The organism is Mesotoga sp. UBA5847 (assembly GCF_002432735.1).
Classification (GTDB): domain Bacteria; phylum Thermotogota; class Thermotogae; order Petrotogales; family Kosmotogaceae; genus Mesotoga.
The window spans coordinates 1-5,500 of sequence record NZ_DJGL01000055.1 but is presented as its reverse complement, the minus strand read 5'-3'; the positions used below and the strand labels follow the sequence as shown (position 1 = coordinate 5,500).

General features: G+C 46.8%; 2 protein-coding genes. One reads left to right on the top strand and one right to left on the bottom strand.

Annotation, left to right across the window (positions count from 1 at the left end):
* Positions 1–739 precede the first annotated feature (739 nt).
* Entirely contained in the window at positions 740–2,404 is a 1,665-nt protein-coding gene (locus B3K91_RS05760) for a dipeptidase (RefSeq protein WP_214079572.1), read from the top strand.
* 1,499 nt (positions 2,405–3,903) lie between these two features.
* On the opposite strand, the gene B3K91_RS05755 is transcribed toward B3K91_RS05760, so the two are convergent.
* Complete coding sequence (locus B3K91_RS05755; RefSeq protein ID WP_292594260.1) at positions 3,904–5,268, bottom strand: ATP-binding protein; 1,365 nt, start codon at positions 5,266–5,268, stop codon at positions 3,904–3,906.
* Positions 5,269–5,500: the final 232 nt, after the last annotated feature.

The following is a 5,500-nucleotide window of genomic DNA, read 5'->3' as shown; positions in this document are numbered from 1 at the left end:
AGTTCCAAGATGCAAGTTGCAGGAATGGTTATCCGTTATCGGTTCTCCGACGAAGCGAGACCAGAACGAGAGAACGAGAAGTCGCTTTGAGTTTGAGATGAAGCTTCGCTTCGAGAGAAACCATTCGAAACTATGAATAGCAAAGAGAAGGCAGATCCGCATGGGAGATCTGAATAGGTGCCTGAAACAGAATGCCCAAACAGCAGCATTTTGGGCAGGCTCCAAGGAATGACTGAAGAGTAAATCGCCTCTTTTTGCCACACCCGAGATCCTAGACTCCAGACGAAGGCCCAGATCCCGGGTCGAGCAACGAGATTACTGCGTATGGGGACTCGGTCAAAAGCCAGACCAGAGTAAATCACTCCTTTTTAAAACTTCTGTTGCATAATTTGGAAAAGTTCGTTTATCATAGTATTTGCTGTTATAATCAATTTGTTCGATTCTTCCCGCAGGCGATCCTTGCTTACAAGGTCATTGAATACTTGTTAGCTATTCAGCGATAATTAGCGAAGTCTATTCGTTAGTTCAGCTGTGCGCTATTCGACAGGATCATGGATCTACCTCCCGAAGATTATTGGCACCTTTTTTCAAATCGGTTTTCATCTGATTCGAAACTGAACGGATTATCCGTTCGTTGAGGTGTTGTCATGAGTGAGCTGTTTTCTTGTTTTTCTGGGGGTCGTAAGACCTCAAGTTTGGGGTATTCCCCATAAATACACTACAGTAGGAGGGGTTTTATTTGCGCAAAACGTTGTTAGTTCTGATTGCCGTAGCTGCAATCGTAAGCTTCGGTTGGGCATGTACTACGATTATCGTAACAAAGGGAGCATCTGTTGACGGCTCGGTCATGACAAGCCATTCCTGTGACTGCGGTGAATGTGATTTCAGGTATGTCTACATTCCAGCGGCCGACTTCGAAGCCGGTAGTAAGAGACCTGTATATCCGTTCCACGAACCTTATCCACGCTATGTTGGTAAAGATATGGGCCCGACTTACGATGACCCTAACTTCGCACCTTACGAACCTCTTGGATACATCGATCAGGTTGAACACACATTTGCTTACTATGAAGCGGCATACGGCGTCATCAACGAACATCAGGTTGCGATCGGCGAATGTACCTGTTCGGCAAAGGTCTACGCCCAGCCTGTAGCAGGCGAGTGTATCTTCGATATTGCCGCTCTTTCAAAAGTGGCACTCGAGAGATGTACAACTGCTAGAGACGCAGTTCAGCTTATGGGAGACCTCGCCGTTGAGTACGGTTATTACGGTTGGGGCGAAACCTTGACGGTTACAGACCCCAACGAAGCATGGGTCTTTGAAGTATGCGCATCACCAGACAAAAAGAGTGCTCTCTGGGCAGCGAAGAAGGTTCCGGATGGAGAAGTCTTCGTCGAGGCCAACATTTTCAGGATCAGGGAACTGGATCCTGAAAATCCCGACATCATGTTCTCTCCGAATTTGATTGAAGTGGCTACAGAAGCAGGCTGGTACGATCCCAGTACCGGTCCTATCGATTGGATGGCAACGGTCAGCACAGGCGAGTATTCTCAGCCCTATTACAGTTTGAGAAGAATCTGGAGAGTACTTGACAGGGTAGCACCCTCTAAGGAATTCTCTCCTTGGGTAGAAGATGGATTCACGACTGATTACCCGTTCTCGGTAGTGCCTGATGAGAAGCTTTCCGTTGCTGACGTAATCTCTCTCTTCAGAGACTTCTACGAAGGCACGGAATTTGACCTGACTGAAGGACTCGCAGCGGGACCTTTCGGCAATCCTAATCGTTATTCAGGATCGAGCAAGCTAATAAAGGGTAGCTGGGAAAGAGCAATCTCAATATTCAGATGTGATTATGTGTTTGTTACCCAGGTCAGAAACTGGTTGCCAGATCCTATCGGTGGAGTCGTATGGTTCGGAGCGGCAGCACCTCATGAATCGATTCTCGTTCCTCTTTACTGTGGAATCAACGACGTTCCCTACGCATTTGATCATGGTAATCTTCACGAATTTGATGCCGACGTAGCAGGTTGGGCCATGAACTTCATGGGCAACTGGGCAGAGCTAAAATTCAGCTACATGTATCCCGAGATACAGGCTCTTCAGCAGGAAATCGAAGGAAAGCTCTTTGCAGTACAGCCGGCGATCGAAGCGGCTGCAGCACAGCTCTACGAAGTTAACCCCGAACTCTGTAAGGAATTTCTCACCGATTACGTGGCTAATGTTACTAACAGAGTCATGGAAGACGTTTGGGATTTCAATAGGTACCTGATAACGAAGTACAGAGATGGATATATCAACGTTCCTAACGTCGGATCTTCTGCAGGATACCCTGACTGGTGGCTTGATGCAGTGGGATACGACGAAGGTCATGTATTTGGAGACGACGGTTACAAGGCAAAGTAGTCTTCTAGAAGCACTCCTTTCACAATGAAGGTTGTTCAGAAGAGGGCCGCCCAAAGTGGGCGGCCTTCGCATTTTGCTTACTGATCGACAATGGTATTGAGATTCCGACTTCGTCGGGAAGTGATGCTGGAGTAAAACATCAGACGCAGGGCTGGGCAAGAACGGCCCAGGTCGCAATGCCCGGAGAAGCATCCGGGGACGCAATGCTGGCGAAGATCACGCCAGGTCGCAAGGCTGCCTTCGGCAGGAGGCAAAAAAGGAGCCAGGCTGCTAACGCAGGCCAGTCGCACTTCGTGCGGTCAGTCTTTGTTTCGCAAAGGCAAGTTCCGCTTCGCAGGCAAAAAGATCCGCTGTACACCAGAAGTTCCGCTGTACGCTTAANNGGTCATCCCGTGATGTTTCTGCACGGGATCTCGCACCTAAGTACCGCTGAACGCTGGGTAGAGCCGTAATCCGTTGGCTGTCCAAGAGCGAGGATCCGTTCACCGAAAAAGCCGCTGTACGCTTAAGAACAAGAACCCGCTGAACGCTGCTCAAAACAACGTTGTCCGTCAACGGTCCACCGTCCACCGAGAAGAGCGAGAGAAAGAGCCACCGCAGACCGAAATCGTAGTTAAAAACCACGAGATGACGAGAAGCGAAAATAGGGACTGACAGGTTCCTTATGTCCCTTTTTTCCCGCGCCTGTCGGAACCGTCCGTAACTTGACGGACTTGTCGGCCAAGTCGGAACCTAGGTGCGAAGCACCAGAACTATGACCTTCCCTCTCAACCAAGAGCCTGGACGCGAAGCGTCGGAACGAGGAACTGCTCTTGTTCCTAAAAATGGAGTCCCTATTTTCGTCACAGAAGGTCAGAGTTTTAGAATTAGAGATTCTCTAATGAACACTCATTAACTAAATTTCCCGGGTGGAAAGTTCTTTGGAATTCTTGCAAATACAGGGAATTCACTCTTGCAAAAAACAATGGGAGAGGCCCTAGAGAATAGTCCACACAGGATCATCCTCTCTATTCCAGGTGTGAAGGCTGTAATAGGCTCATACATAGTAAAGGCTTATCTAACACATGATTCAGAAGCTACCAGGAGATGCAGAAATACGCTGGAACTATTCCCTTCCTTTTTCAGAGTGGCAGAAAGTCAATAATGCTGATGAAAAAATTAACACACAAGTTCGCTNNTAGATTCTATTTTGATGCATTAACTCTCTCTTGAGTAGATTTAATTATGATGCATTACGTACTTGTGGGTAATGATGAGCTTCTTCCTGGGGTGCTTAGTCTAAGCAAAGTAATTATATCAACTTCCGCATGAATTCCTGAATTTTTCAACCAAACCTCTCAAAATAAGGACTTGAGGAGATTTGTCTTCGCCCTCGAGAGTCTTCATTTCGGAGAAGCAACCCAGAGAACGAGATCCCGTACAGAAGCATTACGGGATGACAGTGTAGGAGACCGGGATGACAGAGTTAACTGACTTCGTCAAGGTAATCCAGCAAAGACTTACTGTCCAGTAATCGCGAGAAAAATGTGAAGAGGCAGTATTTTTATATTTCCCGAAAGATCAAGAGTTTGCTTCGAAAGGATGATTCCCTTCTTGAAGTGCCTTTTTATGGTCGAGAGATCTTGCGGAGTTATACTGTTCTGATACTTCAGCTCTATCGGAACGTTTTTCATTAGCAGGTCGATTTCTTTCCCTTCTTTTGAGTACCAGTAACCGACGTCAGTAATCGAATCAAGTCCATTGTCAAGGTTCTTACCAAAGACGAATGCGCAGTTGGTCGCCAAGATGTTCTCCAGTATTGCGCTTCTGTCAAGCTGAAGACCAAGCTTCTGGGATACTACATCTGAGATTAGTCTGTCGCAGTAATATATCTTCTTCTGCTTCTTTTCTGAAGGGAGGTGTGTTTTTTGATCTATGTGCTTGAGGGTAAGGAGCAAGTAGTCCATTCCCAGGACTTCGACGTATTTTTGAAATGTCTTTGTGTCAATTTCCGTCTCGCTTGCTGCACTGCTCCAGGAGAATCGCGATGAAAGTCTCGTCGAGACATAGGTAAGTATCTGGATGAGTTTCGCTCTCGAAAGACCATACCTCTCTATGTTTCCTATCAGGATCTCCCAGAAAGTTCTTAGCAGGGTATCGCTACTTTCACCTTTTGCATAAGCTTCGATTGCCGCTGGAAATCCTCCAGAGGCTATATAGTTGAAGAATTCAATCTTAAGAATTTCGTTTTTGATGAGCAGCTCAAAGGAGTCTGCCGGGACCATTTTCAGAATTTCCTCAGGTCGGCATTTCGGAAGCCCGTTAACTTTCTTGCAACTTAGATACTCTCTGAAGCTCAACGGAAGAAGCACAATATCTGCGCCACTTTGCCCCTTCCTACCGGGAAGCCTTTCAGATGATCTCTTTAAGTCGCTTGCAGAGGAGCCTGACAGAGCAAAGAAGTCACTACCCATCTCTGTATTGTCCCGGACCTCCTTGACTGCGCGTTGCCACTGATCGACCATCGTGATTTCATCAATGAAAATGTATCGTTTCTTCTCGTTTCTTGAGAATTGAAGATATTGAATCAAAAGGCCTCTGAGCTCATCGGCTCTGGATATTGTATCCAGCGGAAGATAGAGCACTGAGCGCCTCTCTCCAGACTTCAGGAGGTTTGTAATTGTGAATTTAAGCAGGGTAGACTTGCCGATCTGACGTGGACCCCTGATGATGTATAGGTTATTTCCAGACAGATCAAACAACCCATTGTAGTCTCTTTTGAAGGAGCTGCTTTCGTACTCGTCTACGAGATGGAAAGTGTAGTTTGAAATTTTGCTTTTTTCGTCCCACCATGGATTGTAAAATGCTAATGTCGAAAAATCCATCTTCATCACCAAGTAAATAATACCACCTTCTGTACTTTTTATGGATTGATGCTCCATAAGTTTCCGACATTATGTGGACTTGTCCTCCTTGATAAGGAGATCGCGAAGGGCTTCTCTGGAGTAATCCGCTTTTCGCAACCTACACAACCGTGAGTAGCCCAGGGGGATTTCACCCCCAACCATCCGGGGACGTAAGGCTGGCTTCGCCAAGAGGGAGAACCTTTCTAGGGGC